This is a genomic window from Rhizobium sp. CB3090, from assembly GCF_029714285.1.
GTDB lineage: Bacteria > Pseudomonadota > Alphaproteobacteria > Rhizobiales > Rhizobiaceae > Rhizobium.
In genome coordinates, this window is the sequence record NZ_CP121662.1 from 2,184,208 (window position 1) to 2,210,147 (window position 25,940).

22 protein-coding genes and 1 pseudogene are annotated in these 25,940 nt (G+C 59.5%); 10 read left to right on the top strand and 13 right to left on the bottom strand.

All coding sequences use genetic code 11. From position 1 onward, the window contains the following. The first annotated feature begins 35 nt into the window (after positions 1 to 35). On the top strand, positions 36 to 239 hold the full coding sequence (locus QA646_RS10620) for a hypothetical protein (RefSeq protein ID WP_283055423.1): 204 nt from the start codon (positions 36 to 38) through the stop codon (positions 237 to 239). 45 nt (positions 240 to 284) lie between these two features. Here QA646_RS10620 and QA646_RS10625 read toward each other — a convergent pair whose 3' ends face one another. Continuing rightward, the gene (locus QA646_RS10625) at positions 285 to 689 is read right to left on the bottom strand and encodes a hypothetical protein (RefSeq protein WP_283055424.1); all 405 of its coding nucleotides are present in this window, start codon (positions 687 to 689) and stop codon (positions 285 to 287) included. A gap of 317 nt (positions 690 to 1,006) precedes the next feature. On the opposite strand from QA646_RS10625, the gene QA646_RS10630 reads away from it, so the two are divergent. Continuing rightward, a complete protein-coding gene (locus QA646_RS10630) occupies positions 1,007 to 2,857 on the top strand; it encodes an ABC transporter ATP-binding protein (RefSeq protein ID WP_283055425.1) in 1,851 nt (616 codons plus the stop codon). 67 nt (positions 2,858 to 2,924) lie between these two features. On the opposite strand, the gene leuA is transcribed toward QA646_RS10630, so the two are convergent. Next, the gene (leuA, locus tag QA646_RS10635; RefSeq protein WP_283055427.1) at positions 2,925 to 4,637 is read right to left on the bottom strand and encodes a 2-isopropylmalate synthase; all 1,713 of its coding nucleotides are present in this window, start codon (positions 4,635 to 4,637) and stop codon (positions 2,925 to 2,927) included. Positions 4,638 to 4,964: 327 nt separating this feature from the next. After that, positions 4,965 to 6,149: a benzoate/H(+) symporter BenE family transporter gene (locus QA646_RS10640; protein WP_283055428.1), complete on the bottom strand. Its 1,185-nt coding sequence runs from the start codon at positions 6,147 to 6,149 to the stop codon at positions 4,965 to 4,967. 245 nt (positions 6,150 to 6,394) lie between these two features. Here QA646_RS10640 and QA646_RS10645 point away from each other — a divergent pair, with 245 nt between their 5' ends. Further along, positions 6,395 to 6,778 carry a YciI family protein gene (locus QA646_RS10645; protein ID WP_283055429.1) on the top strand — a complete coding sequence of 128 codons (384 nt, stop codon included), beginning with the start codon at positions 6,395 to 6,397 and terminating at the stop codon, positions 6,776 to 6,778. Between the two features lie 115 nt (positions 6,779 to 6,893). On the opposite strand, the gene QA646_RS10650 is transcribed toward QA646_RS10645, so the two are convergent. After that, complete coding sequence (locus QA646_RS10650) at positions 6,894 to 7,481, bottom strand: ATP-dependent Clp protease proteolytic subunit (protein ID WP_283055430.1); 588 nt, start codon at positions 7,479 to 7,481, stop codon at positions 6,894 to 6,896. Positions 7,482 to 7,709: 228 nt separating this feature from the next. Between QA646_RS10650 and QA646_RS10655 the strand changes: the two genes are divergently transcribed. Continuing rightward, entirely contained in the window at positions 7,710 to 8,507 is a 798-nt protein-coding gene (locus tag QA646_RS10655) for a DUF2076 domain-containing protein (RefSeq protein ID WP_283055431.1), read from the top strand. A 57-nt stretch (positions 8,508 to 8,564) separates the two neighbouring features. On the opposite strand, the gene queF is transcribed toward QA646_RS10655, so the two are convergent. Continuing rightward, on the bottom strand, positions 8,565 to 9,029 hold the full coding sequence (gene queF, locus QA646_RS10660; protein ID WP_283055432.1) for a preQ(1) synthase: 465 nt from the start codon (positions 9,027 to 9,029) through the stop codon (positions 8,565 to 8,567). Position 9,030: 1 nt separating this feature from the next. Then, a complete protein-coding gene (locus tag QA646_RS10665; protein WP_283055433.1) occupies positions 9,031 to 9,945 on the bottom strand; it encodes a cation diffusion facilitator family transporter in 915 nt (304 codons plus the stop codon). A 393-nt stretch (positions 9,946 to 10,338) separates the two neighbouring features. Between QA646_RS10665 and bluB the strand changes: the two genes are divergently transcribed. After that, positions 10,339 to 11,088, top strand: coding sequence for a 5,6-dimethylbenzimidazole synthase (gene bluB, locus QA646_RS10670; RefSeq protein WP_283055434.1), 750 nt, complete (start codon positions 10,339 to 10,341; stop codon positions 11,086 to 11,088). Between the two features lie 153 nt (positions 11,089 to 11,241). Here the strand turns inward: bluB and QA646_RS10675 are convergent, their stop codons facing one another. After that, positions 11,242 to 13,431: an anthranilate synthase gene (locus QA646_RS10675; protein ID WP_283055435.1), complete on the bottom strand. Its 2,190-nt coding sequence runs from the start codon at positions 13,429 to 13,431 to the stop codon at positions 11,242 to 11,244. 318 nt (positions 13,432 to 13,749) lie between these two features. Further along, a complete protein-coding gene (locus tag QA646_RS10680) occupies positions 13,750 to 14,652 on the bottom strand; it encodes a LysR family transcriptional regulator (protein ID WP_283055436.1) in 903 nt (300 codons plus the stop codon). Positions 14,653 to 14,780: 128 nt separating this feature from the next. Here QA646_RS10680 and QA646_RS10685 point away from each other — a divergent pair. Next, a pseudogene (locus QA646_RS10685) lies at positions 14,781 to 15,166 on the top strand (cupin domain-containing protein); the annotation flags it as partial. A 58-nt stretch (positions 15,167 to 15,224) separates the two neighbouring features. Then, complete coding sequence (locus tag QA646_RS10690) at positions 15,225 to 16,454, top strand: arabinose transporter (RefSeq protein ID WP_283055437.1); 1,230 nt, start codon at positions 15,225 to 15,227, stop codon at positions 16,452 to 16,454. Between the two features lie 120 nt (positions 16,455 to 16,574). Here the strand turns inward: QA646_RS10690 and QA646_RS10695 are convergent, their stop codons facing one another. From QA646_RS10695 to QA646_RS10705, 3 genes are all read right to left on the bottom strand, one after another. Then, the gene (locus QA646_RS10695) at positions 16,575 to 18,095 is read right to left on the bottom strand and encodes an ABC-F family ATP-binding cassette domain-containing protein (RefSeq protein ID WP_283055438.1); all 1,521 of its coding nucleotides are present in this window, start codon (positions 18,093 to 18,095) and stop codon (positions 16,575 to 16,577) included. A gap of 159 nt (positions 18,096 to 18,254) precedes the next feature. Beyond that, positions 18,255 to 18,389, bottom strand: coding sequence for a hypothetical protein (locus QA646_RS10700; RefSeq protein WP_283055439.1), 135 nt, complete (start codon positions 18,387 to 18,389; stop codon positions 18,255 to 18,257). Positions 18,390 to 18,461: 72 nt separating this feature from the next. Then, the gene (locus QA646_RS10705; protein ID WP_283055440.1) at positions 18,462 to 19,358 is read right to left on the bottom strand and encodes an SDR family oxidoreductase; all 897 of its coding nucleotides are present in this window, start codon (positions 19,356 to 19,358) and stop codon (positions 18,462 to 18,464) included. Positions 19,359 to 19,456: 98 nt separating this feature from the next. On the opposite strand from QA646_RS10705, the gene QA646_RS10710 reads away from it, so the two are divergent. Then, positions 19,457 to 20,284, top strand: coding sequence for a helix-turn-helix transcriptional regulator (locus tag QA646_RS10710; RefSeq protein WP_283055442.1), 828 nt, complete (start codon positions 19,457 to 19,459; stop codon positions 20,282 to 20,284). A 94-nt stretch (positions 20,285 to 20,378) separates the two neighbouring features. Here the strand turns inward: QA646_RS10710 and QA646_RS10715 are convergent, their stop codons facing one another. Continuing rightward, positions 20,379 to 22,601 carry a TonB-dependent hemoglobin/transferrin/lactoferrin family receptor gene (locus QA646_RS10715; RefSeq protein WP_283055443.1) on the bottom strand — a complete coding sequence of 741 codons (2,223 nt, stop codon included), beginning with the start codon at positions 22,599 to 22,601 and terminating at the stop codon, positions 20,379 to 20,381. 318 nt (positions 22,602 to 22,919) lie between these two features. Between QA646_RS10715 and QA646_RS10720 the strand changes: the two genes are divergently transcribed. Both QA646_RS10720 and QA646_RS10725 read left to right on the top strand, forming a co-directional pair. Beyond that, the gene (locus QA646_RS10720; RefSeq protein ID WP_283055444.1) at positions 22,920 to 23,756 is read left to right on the top strand and encodes an extensin family protein; all 837 of its coding nucleotides are present in this window, start codon (positions 22,920 to 22,922) and stop codon (positions 23,754 to 23,756) included. A gap of 122 nt (positions 23,757 to 23,878) precedes the next feature. Then, positions 23,879 to 24,136, top strand: a complete 258-nt coding sequence (locus QA646_RS10725) for a ribbon-helix-helix protein, CopG family (protein WP_283055445.1) — start codon at positions 23,879 to 23,881, stop codon at positions 24,134 to 24,136. Here QA646_RS10725 and QA646_RS10730 read toward each other — a convergent pair. Then, positions 24,133 to 25,812 carry a formate--tetrahydrofolate ligase gene (locus QA646_RS10730; RefSeq protein ID WP_283055446.1) on the bottom strand — a complete coding sequence of 560 codons (1,680 nt, stop codon included), beginning with the start codon at positions 25,810 to 25,812 and terminating at the stop codon, positions 24,133 to 24,135. The two genes, QA646_RS10725 and QA646_RS10730, sit on opposite strands and share 4 nt — an antisense overlap. Positions 25,813 to 25,940 lie beyond the last annotated feature (128 nt).

The following is a 25,940-nucleotide window of genomic DNA, read 5'->3' on the forward strand; positions in this document are numbered from 1 at the left end:
TTTATCCGACGGGGCGCGTTTCCTGGAGATTGACCATGTCCGACATTCTGCTGACCATCCCGGAAATTGACGAGCGCATCGCGGCAATAAGGGAAAATCTTCGCGAGTTGATCGAGCAGGCGGCCGCATATTCCGGCGCAGCAGACGAGGAACTCGCATCGGAGCGCATCGCCGAACAGGAGGAAGAACTCGAACGCCTGCTGAAACGGCGCGAGGAACTTTCGGGGCAAAAACCCTGACGGCCAGAAGACGGCGTTATTTATATGCCGTCTCCTGTTGCAAGATCAGTGGGACCGCGCCGGCGAAATCGTTGCCGTGGCCTGCTCACTTGAAAAGATGATGAAGGCGAACAACAGAACGCCGAAGAAGATCACGATCGAGGCTGCCGCGACGATCGGCTCCATCGCCGTATTGCCGAGAAGCATCAGATACAATGCCGGCACCAGGACTGCGACGCCGGTTGTGTAGACGTAATATTGAATCATCGCCAACCGCCTTTCCGCCTTTTGCGGGTTCAGCGCATGGTAACCGCCGAAGAGCGCCATGGTCACCCAGCCGAGGAGATTGGCATGCGCATGGGCGCCGATGACGCTGTGATCCTCGGTGATTGCCATTTTCAGGCCTATTCCAATTCCGATGATCAGGAAGATGATTGCTGTTTTGAAATACAGATTGGCAATACGTGGCATAACGTCTCCCCCCATTAGGATTGCCGGTGGTTTAAGATATCACGCCAATCAGCCTGCCGGAATTCAGCCTAATGGGCGATAGCGGGTCGCTTGGCGTCATGAGTTTCAGATCTTATCCGGAGAAACGCCCTTCAATGGATGCCATTCTTGCTGACATAGGCACCATCATGCGTTATAGAACCCTCCAAGCGACTGGAGAGGAGAGCATTTGATGAGAACCCACGGCACAGGAAACCACCGCTGAAAAGCAGTGCCGTGAAGGGCTGCTTGTTTAGCCCATCCATCAAATTGTCATCTCTCGCCCCTGGAGGGCACTCATGTTTCGTCGCTTTGAAAAGCTCGTCGATCCGTTCCAAAATTATGCTGAGCTGAACCCGCCGTCCGATCCATGGCGGTATCTTGAGAGCAACCTGCATCCGTTCCGCTTCGTCATGGCAATGAGCCTTGCCTTGGCCGTCGTCGGTGCTGTCATCGAGATCTGGCTCATTGGATATACCAGTAAGCTCGTGGACATTCTGGCAGCTGTTCGGCCGGATCAACTTTGGGCATCCCACGGCACCGAATTGCTGGCCGCCGCCGCCCTTGTGTTGATTGGGCGGCCGCTCGCCGGCTATGTCAGGGAAAGCCTCGACGACATCGCGTTTCGGCCGAATGCCGAGACCCTGTTCCGCTGGCGGGCTCATCGCCATGTCCTGCGGCAATCCGTGGGCTGGTTCCGCCACGACTTTTCCGGACGCATCGCCAGTCAGGTGCGCGACATAGGCAATTCCGCAACCGGAGCGGCCTATGCGGTGCTGCATACGCTATCCTTCGTCACGATCTATATCGCCGGCTCGCTATGGCTCATGGCCTCGATCGATCTGCGTCTCATCTGGCCTCTGCTCGTCTGGATCTGCTGCTATCTGGGCCTGATGGCGCTTGTCATTCCGCGACTCCGCCGGGCGTCCGAGGAATTTCAGGGCGCCTGTGCCTCGCTGACGGGCATGTTGGTCGACACCTATGCCAATGTCGACGTCATCAAGCTCTTTGCCAATGCAGCGGAAGAGGACCGTGAAGGACGGCAGCGCTTCGCCGCTGCACGCAAAACGTTCGTGCGCGTGCAGAAGCTCGAAGTCATAGTCAATTCGAGCATGCTGTTCCTGGGCAGCTTCCTGATCGTCGGCCTAGTCGGCTATGCCGTGATCCTTTGGCAGGCCGGCAGCGCGCCGCTCGGCCTGATTGCCGCCTCGCTCGCCTTGAGCTTCCGCATCACCGGCATGGCGGAATGGATGCTCGACGCCGTCTCGTCACTGTTCGGCCAGCTCGGCGCAATGCGGCAATCGCTGCTGACCGTAGCGCAACCGCTCGCCATTACGGATGAACCTGATGCCCGCCAACTCATAGTCAGCGGCGGCGCCATCACCTTCAAGGACGTGACGCATCATTACGGCAAGGGCAATGGCGGGCTGGCCAGCGTCTCACTGCGGATTGCGCAGGGCGAAAAGGTCGGCCTTGTCGGCCGTTCCGGCACCGGCAAGTCGACGCTCGTCAATCTGCTGCTGCGGTTCTTCGATCCGGAGGCAGGCTCCATCGAAATCGACGGACAGAATATCCGCGGAATCACTCAGGAAAGCTTGCGCAGACAGATAGGCATGGTGACCCAGGACGCTGCCCTGCTCCACCGCTCGGTTCGCGATAACATTTCCCATGGCGACCCCCGGTTCTCCGAAAACGCGATGATGGCGGCAGCAGACAAGGCGGCGGCAAGCGGATTTATCGCAACGCTCCGGGACCACGAAGGCCGTACCGGCTATGACGCCCATGTCGGTGAGCGCGGGGTCCAGCTATCGGGCGGACAAAGGCAACGCATCGCCCTTGCCCGCGCCATCCTGAAGGACGCGCCCATCCTCGTGCTGGACGAAGCGACGTCAGCCCTGGATTCGGAGGTGGAGGCTGTCATCCAGGATACGCTCTATGGCGTCATGGAGGGCAAAACGGTCATAGCGATCGCCCATCGCCTCTCGACCATCGCACGTATGGATCGCATCGTCGTCCTCGATGAAGGGCGGATCGTCGAAGACGGTGCCCATGGAGATCTGCTCGCGCAAAACGGCATCTATGCCGCATTATGGGCGCGCCAATCCGGCGGCTTCATCGGCGACGACGATCCTATCTTTAACGATGAATAACGAACAAAAAATCCCCTCGATGATGTCATCGAGGGGATTTGTCTTCACCAGGTATAATGACTGAAATTCAGCCCTGTTTCGCCCGAATATCGAGCACGCGGTTCGCCGCTGAGACGATCGCCTCGAGAGAGGCAGCAACGATGTTCGTGTTGATCCCGGCACCGAAGAGCTTGCCGCCGGGATAGGAGGTTTCGACATAGGAGATCGCCGAGGCATTCGAGCCGTGCTGCAGCGAATGCTCGGAATAATCCTCGACCGACATCGGAATGCCGAGATAGATCGAGAGAGCATTGATGAAGCCGTCGATCGGGCCGTTGCCGCGGCCTTCGATGCGCTTCACCTCACCATTGTCGGTGATCTCTGCGGCAACGATGCGCTGCCCCTTGTTCTCCGGATCGGCGAAGGTGTGATGGTCGACGAAGCGGATGCGCGCGTCCGACTGGGTCACGTAACGCTCGATGAAGTGATCGTAGATGCGCTTGGACGGCAGCTCCTTGCCCTCTTCGTCGGTGATGCGCTGGATCTCCTCGCGATATTCCACCTGGAGATTACGCGGCAGGTTGAGCCCGTAATCCTGCTGCATGATATAGGCGATGCCACCCTTGCCCGACTGCGAGTTGATGCGGATGATCGCCTCGTAGGTGCGGCCGACATCCTGTGGATCGATCGGCAGATACGGCACTTCCCAAATCGGATGGTTCGCGACCTTGGCGGCCTTCATGCCCTTGTTGATCGCATCCTGATGCGAGCCGGAAAAGGCGGTGTAGACCAGCTCGCCGACATAAGGGTGACGCTCACCGATCGCCATCTGGTTGGAATATTCGAAGACTTCCTTCATGCGCTCGATGTTGGAGCAATCCAGCTCGGGATCGACGCCTTGCGTGAACATGTTCAGCGCCATGGTGACGACATCGACATTGCCGGTGCGCTCGCCATTGCCGAACAGCGTGCCTTCGACACGATCGGCGCCGGCCATCAGCGCCAGTTCCGCAGCGGCGATACCCGTGCCGCGGTCATTGTGCGGATGCAGCGAGATAATCAGGTTTTCGCGGTTGTCGAGATTGCGGCACATCCATTCGATCTGGTCGGCATAGATGTTCGGCGTCGCCATTTCGACGGTGGACGGCAGGTTGATGATCAGCTTGTTGTCCGGCGTCGGTTTCACCACCTCGATAACGGCGTTGCAGATCTCCAGCGCCACATCCAGCTCGGTGCCGGTAAAGCTTTCCGGCGAATATTCGAAGCGGTAGCCGCCCCCTGCTTTGGCCGCCATGTCTGTGATCATCTTGGCCGCATCGACGGCGATCTCCTTGATCCCCTTCACATCCTTGGCAAACACCACACGGCGCTGCAATTCGCTGGTGGAATTGTAGAAATGCACGATCGGCCTGTTGGCACCTTGCAGGGCCTCGAAAGTGCGGGTGATCAGCTCTGGGCGGCACTGCACCAAAACCTGCAGCGAAACGTCGTCAGGCACATTGCCTTGCTCGATGCACCAGCGGGCGAAGTCAAAATCGGTCTGCGATGCCGAAGGAAAACCGATCTCGATTTCCTTGAAGCCCATCTCCAGCAACAGATGGAACATGCGGGCCTTGCGGTCATGACCCATCGGATCGATGAGCGCCTGGTTGCCGTCGCGCAAATCGACGGAACACCAGATCGGCGCCTTGGTGATGGTTTTTGAAGGCCAGGTTCGATCGGGAATATTGATCTGCGGGTAAGCCCGGTATTTCACCGCTGCCTCGGGCATGCCTTTGGGGGAATGGCTGTTCGCGTCCATGTTTCGTCTCTTCCTTTCCCGTCATTTGCTTCGCGTCTTAACCGATCGTGTGCGGCTTGGCGATGACAAATACGGACCCGCTATAGGGTATACTATCGATTTCGGGGATATGTCGCGAGGAGCGATGGCCGGGCGGGCTCTACGGCCGCCGAGCGCTCCTCAAAGGACCCGGCAACCGCGCGTAAGGCCGAGAAGAAGAAGCGAAGTAAGGGCGCGCGTATTGTCACGCAGGGCAACGCGCCCACGTGCAATCTGTTCGGAAATCTTCGCGCCAGTCGTCTTCATGCCTGCGCTTATAGCCGTCCACTCAAGAAGAAGCAACCCTGCTTATTTCCTCAGCAATTGCACCCCATGCGACAGTGCCATCATCAATCCGCCGGCAAACAGGCCCCAGAAAGCGCCGGAGATCCCGGCGAAGGAAACACCCGATGCCGTGACGAGGAAAGTGATCGCGGCGGCCTCGCGCGATTCTGCTTTTTGGAAGGCATTCAAAGCCGAGTTGGATAATGCGCCGACCAGCGCCAAGCCGGCGACGGCCTCGATCAGGATCGGCGGCGCCAGCGCCACGAAGGCGGTAACCGCGCCGGCGAGCAGCCCAAGGATAATGTAAACGACCCCGGCAATAATCGCCGCCCAATAGCGCCGCTTCGGCTCGGCATGAGCGTCCTGTCCCGCACACATGGCGGCGGTAATCGCGGCAAGATTGACGGCATGGCCACCGAAGGGGGCGCTGAACAGCGAAAACAGGCCCGTAACGGCAAAGAGCGGGCCGGGCTTCGGATCATAGTGGTGAACCTTCAGCACCGCGATGCCCGGAATATTCTGCGAGGCCATGGTGACGATGAAGAGCGGCAGCGCGATGGAGACGAGGCCGGCAACAGTGAAGGCCGGCTTGACCAGTTCGAGGCTTGGCAGCAGCGAATGCTGCAGCGATGCCAGCGCCCCATCCGGCACCTTCATGCCAAGCGCCAGTACCAGCGCAAAAGCGGCAAGCGCCGCCGGCACGGCCCAGAGCCGCTTGAACGCTCCGACGACGATCCAGGCGATGATGATTGGCAGACCAAGCAACGGATTGAAGCCGATCGCCTTGACCGGCGCGAAACAAAGTCCGAGCAACACGCCGGCAAGCATGGCATTGGCAAGCGGCGCCGGGATCGCCGCAACAGCGCGTCCAAGCGGTCGGAATAGGCCGGCAATCACGATCAGCGCCGCACAAACGAGAAACGCGCCGACCGCCACCGGAAAGCCGCCTTCGATGGCGCCGGCACTGGCAAGCAAAGCCGCCCCTGGCGTCGACCAGGCGATACTGACAGGCAGCCTCGTCGCGGCGCTGAGCACGATGGCGCAGAGCCCCATCGAAACCGACAAAGCCGTCAAAGCGGATGCGGCCTGCGCATCCGTTGCACCGACCGCCTGCAATCCATGCAGAACGACCGCAAACGAACTGGCAAAGCCGACAAAAGCGGTGAGGCAACCCATGAAAAGGCTTTGAACGGAAAAATCTTTGAGCATGACGATGGCTGGAGACTCGTGGGTGCAATGAGAACCGCATGGAGCATCACAAGCGGCGGTCGTGCAAGTGCAGTTTCGCCAAGATCAGGCAATCCGCGTCACCGAGCGTTATTCGATTGGTAAACGAGCGCAGACAGGGATTGCGCAGCAACCATCAAACCTATGTAGTCAAATACAACTATTAAGCTTCTGAATTCCGGTCGATAACATCGATGATCGATAGATGCATAAAGGAGGAATGATCCATGTATTACGCCATCTTGGCCTATCACGAAGAGGGTGTGGTCGAATCCTGGACCAAGGAGGAGGATGCGGCATTGATGAGCGAACTCCTCCAGATCAATGATCGCCTCGTTCAGGAAAAGTCTTTAGGACCGGCCGCACGGCTTGGCGCGACGCAAAGCGCCGTGACGCTGCGAGGCAAAGGGGCCGGTATCGTCACTGACGGGCCCTTTGCGGAAACCAAGGAGCAATTGCTGGGCTTCTACGTCGTGGATTTTCCAACGCTTGAGGCGGCCGTCGCCGCAGCGCGCGACCTCCGGCGCGTCAATCCGACGGCAGTCTACGAAATCAGACCGATTTCGCTTTATATTCCCGGTGCGCCACTGGCATCCCGGGATGAGGAATAGCAAGTTCGGCTGAGCAGCCACTCGTCGTCGGAGCTTCTGCTACCCAACAACGCAAAACGCCCTCGCCTGCCTTTCGGCAAACGAGGGCGGTTCAACTGAGCGAAAAGCCGTTGGCTTAAATATCGGCCTGCGACGTCACGATCCGCGAAACCAGGCCATAAGCCTTGGCTTCTTCCGCAGACAACCAGTAATCGCGGTCGGTATCCTTGGCGATGCGCTCGACGGGCTGGCCAGTGGCTTCCGAGAAGATCCTGTTCAGACGCTCGTTCATCTTGATGATCTCGCGAGCCTGAATTTCGATGTCGGAGGCCATGCCGCGCGTGCCGCCAGACGGTTGGTGCAGCAGGAAGCGGGTGTTCGGCAGGCAGATGCGGCGTTCCCTGGGAGCTGCCACGTAGATCAGCGCGCCCGCGGAAGCGACCCAGCCGGAACCGATCATCCAGACCTTCGGCTTGATGAACTTGATCATGTCGTGAATGGAATCGCCGGATTCGACGTGGCCGCCGGGCGAATTCACGTAAATGCGGATATCCTCATCGCTGGCGGCCGCGAGTGCCACGAGCTGCGAGCAGACCTTCTGCGCCAGTTCCTGCGTGATGCCGCCATAGATGAAGATCGAGCGCGATTTGAAAAGATTCGCCTCCGCGTCCTTGCCCAACGGCAGCTCTTTTGTCTTTTCTTCCTGTTCGTCTTCGTCGTTCATTCGCAAGTCTCCAGCAGATGTGTCCTACCCGACATAGTGCGACTCAATCCGTAAAACAATGCCGGAAAAAGGCAAGGCGCGAATAGCCCGGGAAAGCATGGCGTTATGGTTGCGGATTACCGAATTGTAACTTGAAGAGGCTTTGAAAAGTCGGAATTCCATCCTACGTCAGGTGAGCGCGAGAATCGCGCCCCGAATTTGCAGCAACAGATAGCCAAGGAGGCCATCATGTCGCCTGAAGAACGTCAACTGCTCGCGTCCCTCTTCGATCGAGTCCGCGCTACGTCCAGCACCCAGCGCGATGCCGATGCGGAAACCTTCATCAATCAATCGGTTCGCGATCAGCCCTATGCACCCTATTTCCTCGCCCAAGCCGTGCTCATGCAGGAACAGGGCATGAAGGCGGCAGCCGACCGCATCCAGCAGCTTGAAGCGCGCGTGCGCGAACTGGAACAACAGGGCGCCGACAATCACCCGCAGGCGCAGAGCGGCGGCTTCCTCGGCGGACTTGGCTCGCTGTTCGGCGGCGGCCAACAGCAGCCGCAGCGTGGCCCGGGGCCACAAGCCGGCAATCCGCAGCAGCAGGGCCGTCTCTATGACGATTATGCCCGCAACGCTCCGCAGCCCGGCCCTTGGGGCGGCCAACAACAGCCGAGCGGCCCCTGGAACCCGCAGGCCGGGGCTCCCTCGGCAGGCGGCAGTTTCCTGCGCGGCGCCCTCGGGACTGCGGCGGGCGTTGCCGGTGGCGTCATGCTGGCGGAATCGCTCTCCAGCCTGTTCAGCCCCCATCTCGGCGGCACCGGTGGCAGTGGTCTCGGCGGCCTCTTCGGCGGCACGGCCGCCAACGCAGCCGAACAGCCGGCTCAGGAAACGATCATCAACAACAATTATTTCGGCAACGATGGCAACGACCAGAACGATAATGGTCAGACCAATGTCGATTATGCATCTGATGATCAGGACGACAACGACTATGACTATGACGACTCGTCCGACAATGGCGGCGACGACAGTTCGTTTGCCTGAAGCCAATCGTCTCTGATTGCAAAAAGCCGCCTCCCTTCGGATGGCGGCTTTTTTGGTTTACCCGCGCCCGCGATAAGGCTGCACGCCCTGATCCGGCAGCCATACCCCCTCGGGCGGCTTGCCCGTCTGCCAGAACACATCGATCGGAATACCGCCTCGGGGATACCAGTAGGCACCGATCCTGAGCCATTTCGGCTCCAGCAGTTCGACCAGTCGCTTGGCGATGTAGATCGAGCAATCCTCGTGGAAGGCGCCGTGGTTGCGGAAGGAATGCAGGAAGAGCTTCAGCGACTTCGATTCCACCAGCCACTCGTTCGGGATGTAATCGATGACGATATGGGCAAAATCCGGCTGACCGGTCATCGGGCAAAGGGAGGTGAATTCCGGCGCGGTAAAGCGCACGACATAATCCGTGCCGGCATGGCCGGACGGCACCTTTTCCAGAACGGCGACTTCGGGGTTGGCGGCCGTTTCTGTCTGACTGCCGAGCATCGACAGACCGGATACATCGGTGGTGGGCATCTTAGGTCTCCTTGATCACTTTGACGCGGATGCCATGGGCCTTCTCGCCCTCGGGCTCCACGTGAATGGTTATTTCCGCACCCGCATGGATCGCCCGTATGGCGTCTTCAAGGCGGTCGCAGATGCGATGCGCCTCACGGACCGGCATTGCCGCTGGCACGACGAGGTGGAAATCGACGAAAGTCACGGCGCCTGCCCGGCGCGTCTTCAGATCGTGCACACCTAGCGAGCCGTTGGCATGCGTGGCGATCGCCTCCTTGATCGCCGTCTCCTCTTCCGGCAACACGGCCTTGTCCATCAGTCCATCGATGGAATTGGAAATCACTTTCCAACCTTGATAGAGGATGTTGATGGCGACGAGAATGGCAAGGACCGGGTCGAATATCGGATAGCCGGTGCCAAGCGCCAGCAGCAGTCCGACCAATACGCCAATCGAGGTATAGACATCGGACATGATGTGCTGCCCATCCGCAGTCAGGGCCGGCGAGCGGTGTTCGTGCCCAGCGCGGATCAAGGTCAGCGCCCATAGGGCATTGATGATACCGGCGGCAAAGTTGATGGCAAGGCCAAGGACGGGCGCCTGCAACGGCTGCGGATTGCTCAAATGCCCCACCGCCTCCTGCACGATCATCAGCGCAGCGACGATGATCATCGCGCCTTCGGTGACGGCCGAAAGATACTCCGCCTTGTGATGGCCGAAGGGATGATCGTGATCCGCCGGCTTCTGCGCATAGCGGATGACGAAGAAAGCGATGAACGCGGCCACGACATTGACGAGGGATTCCAAGGCGTCCGACAGCAGCGCCACGGAGCCCGTCACCCACCAGGCGAGCATCTTCAGCGCCAAGACGCCGAGCGATAGCGGAATGCCCCAGAGGGCCAATTGCCGTATCGTCTGGTTGCCCTGTCCGTTCATGCGTTTCTCCAATGCGGATGCGCGCGCCATGCATATGCGAACGAATTGCAAAAACCGCGCCATTCAAATGCAAAACCGCCCGCGCGAAAATCGCGCAGGCGGCTCATTGGCATTCATATGATGCAGAATGCACCGTTTGTCAAAGGACGGCCTGGGCCGCGCACATCACAATTTATCCCAAATAGCCCGGTTAAACAAAGGCGGGCCGCAAAGCTGCCGCTGAAAGACGATGACACGACAAAGATGACGGCCGGCATATCCTATGCTTGCCTGTGAAAATCATGGTGGCACCTTCCCGTGCAAGCATGCACTAGGCTATACGTCAACCTCTAACGCCAGCGAACGGCATTCCGCCACGAAACGTCGCCGCTCCCTCCAGATTCACGGTGGAACATGCCCTCTTTTGATGATCCCTCCCATTCGCACAACGCAGCTTCAGTCGCCGATGTCTCGCCAAAAGACGCGGACCATCTGATAGCGGCATGCGCCTTTTCCGAAGCGGAGCGCGCCGCCGTCTACCGCGCCATCGAAACTCGCCGCGACGTGCGCGATCAGTTCCGGTCTGATCCTTTGCCTGAAGATCTCGTCAGACGGCTGCTCGAGGCGGCCCATCGTGCGCCGTCGGTCGGTTTCATGCAGCCATGGAATTTCCTGCTGGTCCGGCAGCAGGAGACTCGCGAGCGCGTCTGGAAGGCCTTTCACCAGGCCAATGAGGAAGCCTGCCAGATGTTCGAAGGCGATCGCCGCGCCCAATATCAGCGGCTGAAACTCGAAGGCATCCGCAAGGCGCCCCTCAGCATCTGCATCACCTGCGATACCAAACGTGGCGGGCCTGTCGTGCTTGGGCGGACGCACAATCCGGCGACGGACGTCTATTCGACAGTCTGCGCTGTTCAGAACCTCTGGCTTGCCGCCCGCGCCGAGGGTGTCGGCGTTGGTTGGGTGAGCATTTTTCACGAGGACGCGATCAAGAACATCCTGAACATACCCGAGCATGTCAAAATCGTCGCATGGCTCTGCGTCGGCTATGTCGACGAGCTCTATGACATGCCCGAGCTTGCGGTGAAGGGTTGGCGCGAGCGCCTGCCGCTCGATGAGCTGATTTTCGAGGAATGCTGGCACGCAGATGGCAAGGAACGCTAGAGCAGGAAAAGCGTTTCACGGAATCGCTTTCCTGCTCTATCCCTTTGTTTTTGCGCATTCCAGACGGAAAACCGCTTCGCACTTTTCCTGGAACTGCTCTGGATCTCGCAGAGACCCAGCGCTCTTTGGATGTCAATCAGCGAAGCCGCGCTGTCACGCCGCCTTCGTCTTCACCCGCCGCGCCAGATGCGCCACGACATTCTCGATCATCCGCATGCCGGCGTCACCGCCAAGCGTCATGATCGATTCCGGATGGAACTGCACGGCTGCAATCGGCTCCTTGACATGCTCGATGCCCATGATCGTGCCATCCTCGCTTTCGGCCGTGATCATGAAGTCACGCGGCAGACTTGACGGATCGGCAAAGATCGAATGATAGCGACCGACCGTAACCTCGCGGCCAAGACCTGAAAAGACGAGGCCGGACTCCAGCACGCGAATGCGCGACGGCTTGCCATGCATCGGGATGGCAAGATGGCGCAACTCGCCGCCATAGGCTTCGGCGAGCGCCTGCAAGCCCAGGCAGACGCCGAAGATCGGCAGGTTGCGCGCCCTCGCCTTCTTGATGGTTGCCTTGCAGTCGAAATCCTTCGGATTGCCGGGACCTGGCGACAGCACGACCAGATCCGGATCGAGCCGGTCGAAGACCTCTTCCGGCACCGGCGTACGCACCGTAGAAACCGTGGCACCCGTCTGGCGGAAATAATTGGCAAGCGTATGGACGAAGCTATCCTCGTGGTCAACGAGCAGGATTTTCACGCCCTTGCCCACGGAGGCGACGTCACGTTGCTGTTTGCCGGAATTGCCGGTCTTGGCATCACGGATGGCGGAAAGCATGGCGGAGGCCTTCAGTTCGGTTTCTGCTTCTTCTTCCTCGGGGATCGAGTCGTTCAACAGCGTCGCGCCGGCACGCACCTCGGCAATGCCGTCCTTGATGCGAACGGTGCGCAACGTCAGGCCGGTGTTCATGTCGCCATTGAAGCCGACCATGCCGATCGCGCCACCATACCATGCACGCGGGCTCTTCTCGTGGTTTTCGATGAAGCGCATAGCCCAGAGCTTCGGCGCGCCGGTGACGGTGACGGCCCAGGCGTGGCTGAGGAAGCCATCAAAAGCATCCATATCGTCGCGCAGGCGGCCTTCGATATGGTCGACCGTGTGGATCAGGCGCGAATACATCTCGATCTGCCGGCGGCCGATGACCTTGACCGAACCCGGCTCACAAACACGGCTCTTATCGTTGCGATCAACGTCGGAGCACATGGTCAGCTCGGACTCGTCCTTCTTGGAGTTCAAGAGCTTCAGGATCTGCTCGCTGTCGGCGATCGGATCGTCGCCGCGCTTGATCGTACCCGAAATCGGGCAGGTTTCGATGCGGCGGCCGGACACGCGCACGAACATCTCAGGCGAAGCGCCGACGAGATATTCCTGATTGCCAAGATTGATGAAGAAGGAATAGGGCGACGGATTGATCGCCTTCAGACGCTTGGAAATATCGGACGGCTTGCTTTCGCAGCGCTCCATGAACTTCTGGCCGGGCACGACCTCGAAAAGATCGCCCTTGCGGAAGCTTTCCTTCGCCTTGACCACCAGTTCGGCATATTCGCCGGGGCGATGATCGCTCTTCGGCGGAATGGCATCGGTGTGGCGGAACGGCTCGGCAGCGATCTCGCCGGACTTGCCTTCAGTAGAGATACCGCCCTTGGCGAAATCGTAACGATCGATCCAGGCCTTGGCCGAATAATTGTCCACCACCAGGATTTCATCCGGCAGATAGAGCACCATGTCGCGCTGGTCGTCGGGACGCTCGAGCTTCAGGCTGATCGCGTCGAACTGGAAAGCGAGGTCGTAGCCGAAGGCGCCGTAGAAGCCAATGCTGGCATCGGCCTGCGAATAGAAGAGATCGGTGACGGCGCGCAGCACCGTGAAGACCGTCGGGGTCTTCGAGCGCTCTTCCTCGGTAAAGACGCGATCCGGTGTCTTCACCGTCAGGTCAAGCCGGCGGGCCGTGGACGCGCCGAGCACCAGTTCGGATACCGTCTTCAGCTTTTCGGCGATGAAGCCGAGTATGACCTCGCCGCGCTCATTATAGGCGTCGATCCAGACATTACGACCGTTACAGGACAGACCGAGCGGCGGATCGACGATGGCGGTATCCCAACGGGTGTAGCGGCCGGGATATTCGTAATTCGACGAGAAGACCGCACCGCGGCGCTCATCGAGCTTGTCGATATAGGACGAAACCGCATCCGCATAGGGCGTCGGCCGGCGCTGCCGAGTGACGGTGATCCCGCCCTTCGTCTCGTAGATTTCCGCACCATCATCCCGAAGGATCGTTACCATTGTTCCTCACTCCGTTATCGGGCCCGGATGACAGGCGGCCTTTATAACAAAAAAGCCGCCTCGAAATCTCGGGCGGCTCACTCGTCGTCTTTGAACACGATTGGTCGAGGCCGCCTCAGCGAGCCCACCACCACGATGCATGGTTGTTCAAGGACATACTCATGGAGCGAATTGTTAGCGTGAGATGAGGTGATGCGCAAGCGGGGATTGGGTGTAAAGTTTTCCAGGGTGGGCAAAAAAAGCCCTGGGGCTCATATGCGCCAGCTAAGATCAGCATTAACCAACGAAGTCGCCGGTGCCCCTCGGACAACGGCTCGCCTACACCCCCGACGGCTGACATCGCAGTTCGTTGATCAAAAGTGTGAACGCGGGAGACTGGTGACGTCGGCTGGGATAATAGAGGTGATAACCCGGAAACGGCGGGCACCAGTCGTCCAGCACCTGCACGAGGCGGCCTTCCGCAATGTGCTGGCGCGTAACGTCTTCGTGCAGGTAAGCCAATCCGTATCCATCCAGCGCTGCTGCGAGAACTTGCGGCACGCCATTAAACGCAAGTTGACCGTCGACCCTTACTCTGAGTTCCTGCCCATTTTTGGCGAATTCCCATGCATAGAACCCGCCATAGGTCGGCAGGCGAAGATTAATGCAGGGATGCTCGGTCAATTCCGGCGGCACAGCAGGAGGCCTGCGGTTTTCGAAGCATACCGGTGAGCCCACCACGATCATTCGGGCTTCCGGTCCAATGCGCACCGCAATCATATCCCTCTCGACCTGATCGCCCAGCCGTACGCCCGCGTCGAAACGTTCAGCGACGATGTCCGTCAGGGCCGACTCCGCAACCAACTCGATCTTGATGTCCGGATAGTGGCGAAGGAAAGCGGAGAGCTTTGGCCAAAGGATAGTGTCGATCGCGTGTTGACCTGCCGTGATCCGGAAACTCCCCGCAGGCTTGTCCCGGAACTCGCTCAGCGCTGACAACTGCGCCTCGATATTCCCGAGAGCGGGGCCGAGCGTCGCAAGCAGTTGTTCTCCGGCAATGGTCGGCGAAAGGCTGCGCGTCGTCCGCGTAAGCAAGCGAACGCCGAGCCGTTCTTCAAGTCGTCGAATGATAAGGCTGAGCGAGGACTGAGACGTCCCGAGCCTTGCGGCCGCCTTGGTAAAGCTCCGCTCCTCCGCCACGGTCAGGAAGGCCAGTAAATCGCCGAGTTCTTCACGACGCATTTATTGATCTCCGATATAAGTTCAATCTCATAATATCGCCTAATCGAAACAAATGACAGGCTTTATATTCCGTCGCAAGGCAACTGGTGTGGTTGGGCATAAAGAGCCGCGATCCGAGGAGCAGACCGATGGACATAAAGAGAACTGGATCGCAGCCCTCAGGCAAAGGCCCCGCTGACTGGTTCACCGGAACAATAGGTATCGATCCGCTATTTCAGGCACCTGCACCTGCACCTGCTCGTGTCTCAGCAGCAAGCGTCATATTCGAACCCGGAGCCCCCCGCCTCGCACACGCATCCGCTCGGGAAAACGCTTATCATCACAGCAGGCTTCGGGCTGGTCCAGCGCGAAGGCGGTCTGATCGAGGAAATCCCCGCGTCGCGGTCTGGTTTGCTCCCGGTGAAAGACACTGGCATGCGGCCTCGTCCAACACGGCCATGCACACATCGCCATTCAGGAAGCGAGGGACGGAAAAGTCGGCGATTGGATGGAACATGTGAGCGACGAGCAATACACGACCCGTTCACCCTTCACGGACACACCCCATCAAGTTGCTTCGGAACGAAAAGATAATGAACCCGACGAGACCGCCATCTGCGGCCGACCCAGCCTATCGTGATCACGCCACCGACCGTCCTTTGCGGTCTGTGACTTTGATCCTGTTCGCAGTCTTCGTAGCCTTCTTCATCACCGGTCTTGCCATGCCGGTACTGCCGCTGCACGTACATACCGGATTGGGAATGAGCACGCTCATCGTTGGCTTTGTCACTGGAAGCCAATTTGCAGCGGCACTCATCTCCCGTGTTTGGTCGGGTAACTACGCAGACAGCCGCGGCGGCAAGCCGGCATTGCTGGCCGGGCTAGTGGCTGCGATCGTTTCGGGGCTGCTTTATCTGGCTTCCCTTCCCCTCGCCGGAGCACCGGTACTTTCCGTCACCCTGCTGCTGTTGGGGCGCGCGGTTCTAGGTGGGGCCGAAGGCTTCATCATCACCGGTGCATTCAGTTGGGCTTTGATGATGTTAGGCCCTCAGAGCACGGGCAGAATCTTGTCCTGGATCGGGATCGCAATGTATAGCGCATTTGCCATCGCAGCGCCGATCGGTGCCAGCCTATATTCTCGCTATGGCTTCCTAGCAATCGGACTTGGCACAGTGCTCCTCCCGCTTGCCAGCCTTTTGCTCACATATCCCATGCGTTTTGTCGCGCCGAGACCAGCCCGACGTCCACCTCTCATCCAGGTGATTGGCGCCGTCTGGCTTCCTGGCATCGGCCTTGCTTTTGCAAGCGTCGGCTTCGCAGCGATCAATGCCTTTGTCTCGCTGTTCTTTGTCGAACGCGGATGGGGTCCCGTCTGGCTGGTCTTCACGATCTATTCTGGCTCCTTCATGCTCTCCCGCGTTTTGTTCGGACATCTGCCGGACAAGCTGGGGGCAACCAAGGTCGCGCTCCTATTCGTATCGATGGAGGCCACCGGACAGGCCGTGATCTGGCTCGCGCCACAGCCAGAGATCGCCTTTCTGGGCGTGGCGCTGACCGGATTTGGCTATTCCCTGGTCCATCCGGCCTTCGGAGTGGAGGCAGTCATGCAGGCACCGCTTCAAAGCCGCAGCCTTGCCATGGGCGCGTACACCACGTTCCTCGATCTGGCGCTCGGAACCGCAGCCCCAGTTCTTGGATTCGTTGCGAACCGGGGTGGGCTCAGAAGTGTGTATCTAGCGAGCACCTTGGTCGTCGCCTGCGCCATCATCGTCGCCATTGCGTTGCTGTGTAGACGAAAAGATCCGGAGCCGCTGAGCCCATGACCAGCGAGGCGAGCCATGACCGCCGTTACAATGCGCGGAATTTGAAGGAAGGCCACCCGCCCCATGGGCAAGATAAGTCTGCATCCGCTGCATCGCCAGGTCAGCGGGGCCGACCGTCCTTCACCGCTTGCCCACCTCCGCGAAAAACGCCTCCGGCCCATCCACTTCGACCAGTCGCTTCTTCTCGATCAGCCAAAAGCGATTGCCGATCGCGCGGACGAAGCTGCGGTCGTGAGATACAAGCAGACAACTTGCTTCCTGCGCCATCAACTCACCCTCCAGCGCCTCCTGTCCATCGATATCGAGATGGTTGGTCGGTTCGTCGAGCAGGTAAAAGTTCGGATTGGTGAGCCTGAGTACCAGCATGGACAACCGCGCCTTCTGACCGCCCGAAAGCCTGCCAATGGCACGGCCCTGCATGTCGACGCCCATGCCGGCACCAGCAAGCAGCGTGCGCGCCCGCTGTTCGCCGAGTTCGAACAGCCGCGTGATCACGCCGAGCGGCGTATCGTCATGACCGAGATGCGAGAGCACCTGATCGCTATAGCCCAGCGCCAGCGATGGCGTTGCCCGGATCGCTCCCGATGCGCTTTGATCGGCAATGGCCCGACGTATCATCTCGACAAGGCGGGTCTTGCCCGCTCCATTATGACCGAGCAAGACGATGCGATCGCCCTGGCAGATCCAGCGTTTGCCGGTCTTGAACAGCAATGTGCCATCCGGCGTCCCGACGCAGGCATCATCGAGCGTCACCAATATTTTCGCCTGAATGCCGCAATTGGCGAGCTTGATCGCACCGGACGAACGCTCCTGATGGCCTGGCCGCGCCTCATCTTCGAGGCGCTCGGCGCGCGCCTTGAGCTGCTTCGTCTTCACCGTCAGCAGATCGCTACCGGAATTGATACCGAGATTATTGAGCTTGGCCGCTTGCTTGCGCAGTTGCTGCGCCGTCTTCATATCCTTCTGATAACGCCGCTCGTCCGAAGCGTCAGCCTCGTCCAGTGCCGCTCGCGCGCGGCCATAGGGCAAGGAGTAGGCCGTCGATTGCTCCTGACGCAGAAACAGAGTGCGGTTGGTCACGGCATCGAGAAAGGCGCGGTCATGGCTAGCGATCAGAACCGGTATATCGCGCGGCAGAGCGTTCAACCAATCTTCCAGCAGCGCGATCTTGGCGAGATCGAGATGGTTGGTCGGCTCGTCCAGCAGCAGGACGTCCGGCTCGGTCACCCAAACGCGCGCGAGCATGGCCAGCCGCTGCCAGCCGCCACTGAGATCAGCAAGCGCTCTCTCCCGCAGCGCCTGAGGCACGTCGAGCGAATCAAGCGTCACGTCGACGCGCCAGCCCTCGCTCTCGGCTTGTTCGGTCGGTAGAGCGCGAAGAACCGCATCGTAGAAAGGGATAGCAGCCAGACCGGCAGGCACATTCTGTTCGACATAGCCGACCCGTATGCCACGCGAACGGGTGATGTCGCCCGCCGTCGGCTCCAGCCCGCCAGCGATGCAATTCAGCAGGGTGGATTTCCCTCGGCCATTTGCGGCAACGATGCCGATGCGATCGCCCGCGCCCACGGTGAAATTGAGATTGGAGATAAGCGGCATCCCCAGGGTGATGCCAAAATTGCGGAGATTGATCAGAGTCATGGTCTTCTTCCGGTCTGACCCAAGCACGCCGCGACGCCCCATCGGCGTGGTTATCGGCGGGAACTCGGTTGAGTGTCATCCATGCAGCCGCGCAAACATGCGCGCTGCATTACCCACAGGGGCAGACCAGAAAGACGGTGATCGAGAAGCGGTCTCTGATCAGCCCTGCAAACGCATTTGCAGGGCTTGGTTCGGGCCGAACTGGCGATTGCGCCAGACAAACGTGATCATCTCCGGCCCTCCTTTCTCAATAGGTTGCACAGCTTTGATAACATTGAACGCTTCGATAGACAATCGCGCGGCATTCCCAGGCAAGTAGATAAGCGAGACCCAGCGCGTCCATGCGCCCGGCTTCGCCAAAAATGCTCAGGCCGTGAAATATTCGTCACGATCGATGTCCTCAATGAGCCCGGGCTGCTCTGGCTCCCATCCCAACAGTTCCCGTGTCTGCTGGCTGGAGGCCGGGCAATCGAGTTCGGCAAAATGGACGAACCAACCGAAATGCTCGACCGCCTCCTCTGACGTCTTGCTGACGACCGGCAGGTTCAGACGACGACCGATCACGCCGGCGATATCCCGGAACGGCACGCCCTCTTCAGCGACGCCGTGATATCGAGCCACCCTCGAATCCGTCTCGATCGCGAGCCGGTAGAGACGCGCGGCGTCGAGCCGATGCACAGCCGGCCAGAGATTGCGCCCATCGCCGATATAAGCGGAAACGCCCTTCTCCCGGGCGATACGGATGAGGATCGGCACAAAACCATGATCGCCGGCGCCATGAACCGAAGGAGGAAGCCGCATCACGGATGCGCGCACGCCTTTCGCGGCAACCGACAACGCCGCCTGTTCGGAAGCGACGCGGGGAAACGAAGCGGGGCCGAAATCCGGAAGCATGTCTTCGGTCGCGAAACGACCCGGCGAAAGAAGCCCGGTCCCGGAGGTGACGATCAGTGGACGATCGGAGCCGGCCAGCGCCGAACCTAGCGCCTCGATAACTCGCCCGTCCGTCTCGCAATTTTCCGCAAATTTTGAGAAGTCGTGATTGAACGCAGTATGGATCACACCATCCGACGCCGCCGCGCCCTTGCGCAGGCTTTCCAGATCCTCAAGACCGCCACGATGCACTTCGGCACCTGCGGCGGCTAGAGATCTGGCGCCCGCCTCCGAGCGAGCGAGACCGAGCACCCGATGGCCGGCGGCGATCAACTCAGCAACGACAGCGGACCCTACGAAACCGGTCGCACCGGTAACAAAAACACGCATAAGAAATTCTCCAGGTTCAAACCGGGATCACTATCGGCGGGCGCATTATCAGGGTAAAGTAGTGATCTTATACGGGTATAATGACTAACAGGACGACCATGCCCGCCATCAACGACAACCCGCTTGGAACCTACCTTAGGGATCGCCGCACCAAACTCGATCCGACGGCATTCGGCCTTCCGTCGGGACGCAGGCGAACGGCCGGCCTGCGACGCGAGGAAGTGGCACAGCGCGCCAATATCAGCGCGACTTGGTATACATGGCTCGAGCAGGGACGCGGCGGAGCGCCCTCGGCCGATGTGCTCGATCGGATCACCCGCGCCCTTATGCTGACCGATGTCGAACGCGAGCACCTGTTCCTGCTCGCCCTCGGTCGGCCGCCCGAAGTCCGTTACCAGCGGGTCGAGGGTGTAACACCGCGGCTTCAGCGCGTGCTCGACTCGCTGGAGCTCAGCCCGGCGCTCGTGAAAAACTCCACATGGGACATCATCGCCTGGAACCGCGCCGCTTCGGTCGTGCTCGCCAACTACGACGATATCCCGCCGGAGGAACGCAACATCCTGCGTCTCGTCTTCTCCAGTTCCCGCGTGCGCAACGCCATGCCGGAATGGGAGGCCGATGCCCGCTTCGTGGTGGGGGCGTTCCGTGCAGAGGTGGCCCGGGCCGGAGCCGCCGAAAACGTCAAAGACCTGGTCGAAGACCTCAGCCGCCGAAGCCCTGAATTCGAAGCGATGTGGCGCAACAACGACGTGCGCAGCTATGGCGAAGGCACCAAGCATCTGCAGCATCCAACCGTCGGCCTGATCGCCCTCGAATATTCGAGCTTTGCCGTCGACGGCAGGCCCGATCTCGGCATGGTGGTCTACAATCCTGCGACATCGGCTGACATCGATAAGGTAAGATCGCTGCTCACAGAGCGGGCCTGACCAAGCGATGCATAATGCGGACGGGGTGACAGGCCAGTGAACACAAAAAGGGCGATGCCGAAGCACCGCCCACCCGCCATTACGACGAAATCGCTCAGAACTTCTGCGTCAGCGTCAGCTTGAAGGTCCGGCCTGGCTCCGAATAGAATTCGTGCGGTTGCGTCAGGCTGGTCGAGGCGACGTTGAGTGCGTCGTAATAGGTCTTGTTGAAGATGTTGTAGACCCCTGCCCGCAGCGTCAGGCCTTTCACCTGCTCCGGCTCCCACCATCCCGTCAGGTCGAAGATGCCGTAACCTGGCGTGCGGAAGCTGTCGCCATCCTTCTTCGGCTCGCTTGTCGTCGTGATGAAGGTCAGGTCGGTTCCCCATATCTCGGTGGCATAGCCGACAGTGAAGGCCGCCTTGGCCGGAGCGACGGAGTCGAGCCATTCGCCGGTATCGGAGTCCTTGCCATTGGCATAAGCAAGCGCGCCCTTGATGTGAATGCCGTTGTCGAACTTCTTGTGCGCATTGACCTCGACGCCGAAGATGCGGACGTTGTCGCGATTGAAGTATTTTGTGATCCCCAACGGGTAAGTGCGCGTCGGATCGACGGAAGTCTCGCTATCGATGAAGTTCTTATACTTGTTGTAGAAGCCGCCGATATGGCCGCCGAAATCATCATCGCCGAGGTTCGCGCCGATTTCGACGCCATTGCTGGTCTCCGGCTTCAGATCGGGATTGCCGTAGCTGACATAGCCGCCGGGCACGCCGTAGTTCAGGTAGAGTTCGCTGACATTCGGTGCGCGGAAGCCCATTGCCCACTGCGCATAAAACTCGACATTATCCTGCGGCTGGAACGCCGCACGCAGCTTCGGCGAGAAACGGGTATCGGACTGTCCGGGCGGCAGGCCGGCATAGTTGGCGCTGTCGCGATAGGCGTCGGTATTCTTTGGCGAATAATCGTACCAGTCGAAGCGCAGGCCTGGCGTCAGCGAGAAGCCGCTGGAGCCGATTTCGATCTTGTCGTCGATGAAGGCGCCGACGCGTTTGCCGTCGACATCGGGCATGTCAGACTGGTTGGTATGCAGGAATGCGCAGGAAGCGGCCCAGCGGGGAAGGTTGCAACTGTCGCCGCCGGCCGAATATTGATGCGTCTTGGTGAAGGCGACGTCGAGGCCGAAGGTGACGTTGTGATGCAGGCTGCCGGTATCGAAGGACTTCGAGGCATTGCCGTTGAAGCCGATGCTGCGATCCTCGACCTCGTTGCGGCGCCAATAATCGCCGATGACGGAGGTATAACGATAACCCTCGGCGCCGTTCTCGCGCATCAGGTTCTGCCAGTAAAAGACGGCATTGGCGGTGTCGACCAACGAGTCGGCGCTGTCAGCCTCGTATTTATAGTCGAGCGAAACGCGGTTGCGCTCGATATTGTCGGTCGTATCGTAGTTGCCGGGCCGGAAGTTTCCTGTCGGGCTCTGCAGATGCATGGCATCGATATCTGTATCTTTATTGTAGTGTTCGGCCGTAATGCCAAAAGTTCCGACATCGGTATATTGGCGGATCTTGAAGAGGCCATTGCGCTGGTTGTAGTCGGCCGGATCGGCCTCGGTGCGCTTGGTGGAGTAGCCGCCGACATCGCCGTTATTTTCCAACTCATGACCATGCGTGTATCCGCCCTCGAAAAGAATAGCGGTATTGTCGATGCGCTTGGCAACCCCGGCCGAGCCGCCGACGCTGCGATCATCGCCATTATAGCCAAGTTTGAAGACGCCGCCCCAGGTCGAACCAGGCGCGATCAGATCTTCCGGCTCCAGCGTGCGCAGCACAAAAGCGCCGCCAAGAGCGCCGGAACCAGCGCGGCTGGAATCGGAGCCGCGCACGACGTCGACCGTCGAAAGTGTGTTGAAGTCGAAGCTATTAACGCCGCCGTCCGCAGCGCGAGCGCCGTCCAGCAGAAACGGGACCTCGATGCCGTCGATCGTCGTCAGCACGCGGTCGTCTTCGAGGCCGCGAATATTGATGCTGCCGCTGGTGCGGTCGAAGCCAACGCCGACTTCCGTGCTGCGACCAAGGTCCTCGATACGGCTGATCTGATTGTCATCGATCTCCTTGGCCGTCGTCTCGCTGGTCGTCGGCGAGTCAGCAAGCACATCTTTCGATGCTTTGCCCTTGACCACGATCGGCTTCAGATCCGTTGCGCGGTCGCTCTTCGCCGCCGCTCCATCTGCAGCCGCATCACTTTGATTTGCCGTCTGCGCATAAGAGGCAGTGCCGAGCCCGAGGGCCAGAAACGCCGTGCACGCCAAGGGAACCGAGCGGGATCGCCGGACAACCATAACCATTCCTTTCGAATTGCTTCACCGGGCTGGCTGGTTGGTGCCTTCTGATGCACGCAAGGGGCTGGCTGGGTTCTTTTCGTTGAACGAAGCGGAGCAATTTCCGCCTTCTTTCTGCCGCATAAAAAACATGACTATTATTGTCAATATATCCACCTGATATAATCATGAATAAAATTATCATGTTTAAAAGCAGACCGATAAAGTTGCTGAATTGCAACGAAATCGCTGCATCGAGCGTTCTCCCGGCGTTGCCATTAGAAATGGGTGAAATACTTGATGCTGCTCCGGATCATCTCCGTCACGACCGCCGTCGCCATGCTGACGGCAGCCTCCCTCCCCGAAACCGGCCCGACTCCACAGCCCAAGCCGGATAGCGAACAAACCCAATCGCCTACTGAGCCGCCGATACCGCCACAAAAACCAGAGAAATCCGAGACCGGTCCGCTGCCACAAACCAAGCCGAATAGCGGACAAGCCGAAGAACCCAGTGGGGCGCCGATACCCGCACAAAAACCCGAGACTTCCGAGACCGAACCGACTGAGGGGGAAATGCAGGGGCCGCCCAAACCGCCGCCGACAGTCGCGGCAGAGTCGGACGAAGAGCATCAAGCCTGTCTCAAAGAGTTGAGCGCCATGGGTGCGGTATTCAAGGACATTCCCCGCATCGACGACGGCAACGGCTGCGGCATCGACAAGCCGATTGCGCTCTCTGAACCGCTGCCTGACATCAAGTTGAAACCGGAAGGCACGATGCGCTGTGAGGCCGCCTTGGCGCTTGCCCACTGGATGAAGGAGAGCGTGATCCCCGCCGCAGCAACCGCGCTGAAGGAAAACGGCCGGATTACCGCGCTCAACCAGGCCTCGACCTATATCTGCCGCCTACGCAACAACGCCGCCGCGGGCAAGATCTCGGAACATGCCCGCGGCAACGCTATAGACATCGCCAGCTTCACCTTCGAAAATGGCAAGACCGTCGATATCGAACCGCGGCAGGAAGACCCGACGCTAACGGGCGCATTCCAGCGCAGCGCCAGCGCCTCCGCCTGCCTCTATTTCACAACCGTCCTTGACCCGAACAGCGACGCCGCACACGAGACGCATTTCCATCTGGATGTAGTGAAGAGGAACGGCGAGTTCAGATATTGCCACTGAACCTTCAATGCTTATCGGTTATCGAGGATAAAAAATCCCTCTCTTTCAAAGGATTATGATTCTTGCTTGAATCAGATCACAAGACCTCTAGACTCGCCAGTGAGTGATGGATCAGGATTCTCATGACGGTATTTAGCTTTCAGATGCAAGAATCTACGGTATCGCGCTTGGACCGGCTGGCCAAACGACGCCAACTATCGTCCGCAGAAATGGCAACTCAGGCTATCGAAGAATTCTTGGAACGCGAAGAGTGGCAACTCGCCGAAATCGAAGCCGCCATCGCCGAAGCTGATCGCGGAGATTTTGCAAGCGAGGAAGAAGTTGCAGCCGTATTGTCCAAATATGCGGGTTCCCGGTCCTGCACCGGAATCAGAACTTAAAATAATCCCTCGATATATCCCTGTTCATTGAGGAAAATCCGTTCTGCCGCCGGGGATTTCGGCAGGCCTGGCATGGTCATGATCTCGCCAGTGATGACGACGACGAAGCCGGCGCCGGCCGAGAGGCGCACTTCGCGGACAGGCACGATATGACCCTCCGGCGCGCCGCGGACGTTCGGGTCGGTCGAAAAGGAATATTGCGTCTTCGCCATGCAGACCGGCAAATGGCCGTAACCCTGATCCTCCCAGGAGCGTAGCTGGTCGCGCACGGCCTTGTCGGCGGTCACCTCGCCGGCATGGTAGATCTTTGAAGCGACGATCTCGATCTTTTCAAGCAGGGAGAGATTATCGGGATAAAGCGGCTGGAATCTCGCCTGGCCGGATTCGGCAAGCTCGACCACCTTGTAGGCAAGCTCTTCGATCCCCGCCGATCCCTCGGCCCAATGACGACAAAGGATCGCCTCGGCGCCGAGCCGCGCCACGTAATTCTTCAGCGCCTCGACTTCCGCATCCGTATCCGAAATGAAGTGATTGATGGCAACGACGACCGGCACGCCGAATTTCCGGACATTGGCGACGTGCCGGCCAAGATTGGCACAGCCCTTCACCAGAGCTCCGACGTTCTCCTGGCCGAGATCTTCCCTCTTGGCGCCGCCATTCATCTTCAATGCCCGCACCGTCGCGACGATAACGGCAGCATCCGGTGAAAGACCCGCCTTGCGGCACTTGATATCGAAGAATTTTTCCGCGCCAAGATCGGCGCCGAAGCCCGCTTCGGTCACGACATAATCGCCAAGTTTCAGCGCCGTGCGCGTGGCGATCACCGAATTGCAGCCATGGGCGATGTTGGCGAAGGGGCCGCCATGCACCAGAGCCGGATTGTTTTCCAGCGTCTGTACCAGGTTCGGCTGCATCGCGTCCTTGAGCAGCACCGCCATTGCCCCATCCGCCTTCAGATCGCGGGCATAGACCGGCGTGCGGTCGCGGCGATAACCGATGATGATGCTGCCGAGCCGCTTTTCCAGGTCCTTGAGATCGGCAGCCAAGCAGAGGATGGCCATGACCTCGGAGGCAACGGTGATGTCGAAACCGCCCTCGCGCGGAAAGCCGTTGGCCACGCCGCCGAGAGAGGTGACGATATCGCGCAATGCCCGGTCGTTCATGTCCATGGCGCGGCGCCAGGTGATACGACGAACATCGATATTCTGTTCGTTGCCCCAATAGATATGATTGTCGATCAGCGCCGCCAAAAGATTGTGCGCCGCAGTGACGGCATGGAAATCGCCGGTGAAATGCAGGTTGATGTCTTCCATGGGGATGACCTGCGCATAACCGCCGCCCGCCGCCCCGCCCTTCACGCCGAAGCAAGGTCCGAGCGAAGCCTCACGCACACAGACGATCGCCTTTTTGCCGATGCGGTTCAGCCCGTCACCGAGGCCAACGGTCGTCGTCGTCTTCCCCTCACCGGCCGGCGTCGGATTGATGGCGGTGACGAGGATCAGCTTGCCGTCCTTATTGCCTGCTTTCGAAGCGATGAACTTCGCCCCTATCTTCGCCTTGTCATGTCCGTAAGGCGCAAGGTCTTCAGCAGGAATGCCGAGCTTGGCGCCGATTTCCGCGATCGGCAATTTCTTCGCGGCACGCGCGATTTCTATATCGGATTTTACCGCTGTCATCGAACCTGTTCCCGCCCTGAACATGGAGGCATGCACACTGCCGGGATAGCCCAATAAATATCCGCTGTGAATAGCTGCAGATTGCGGTCCTTCCTGAAACCATGCTGCCTTGCAGCAAAGCTCAGACG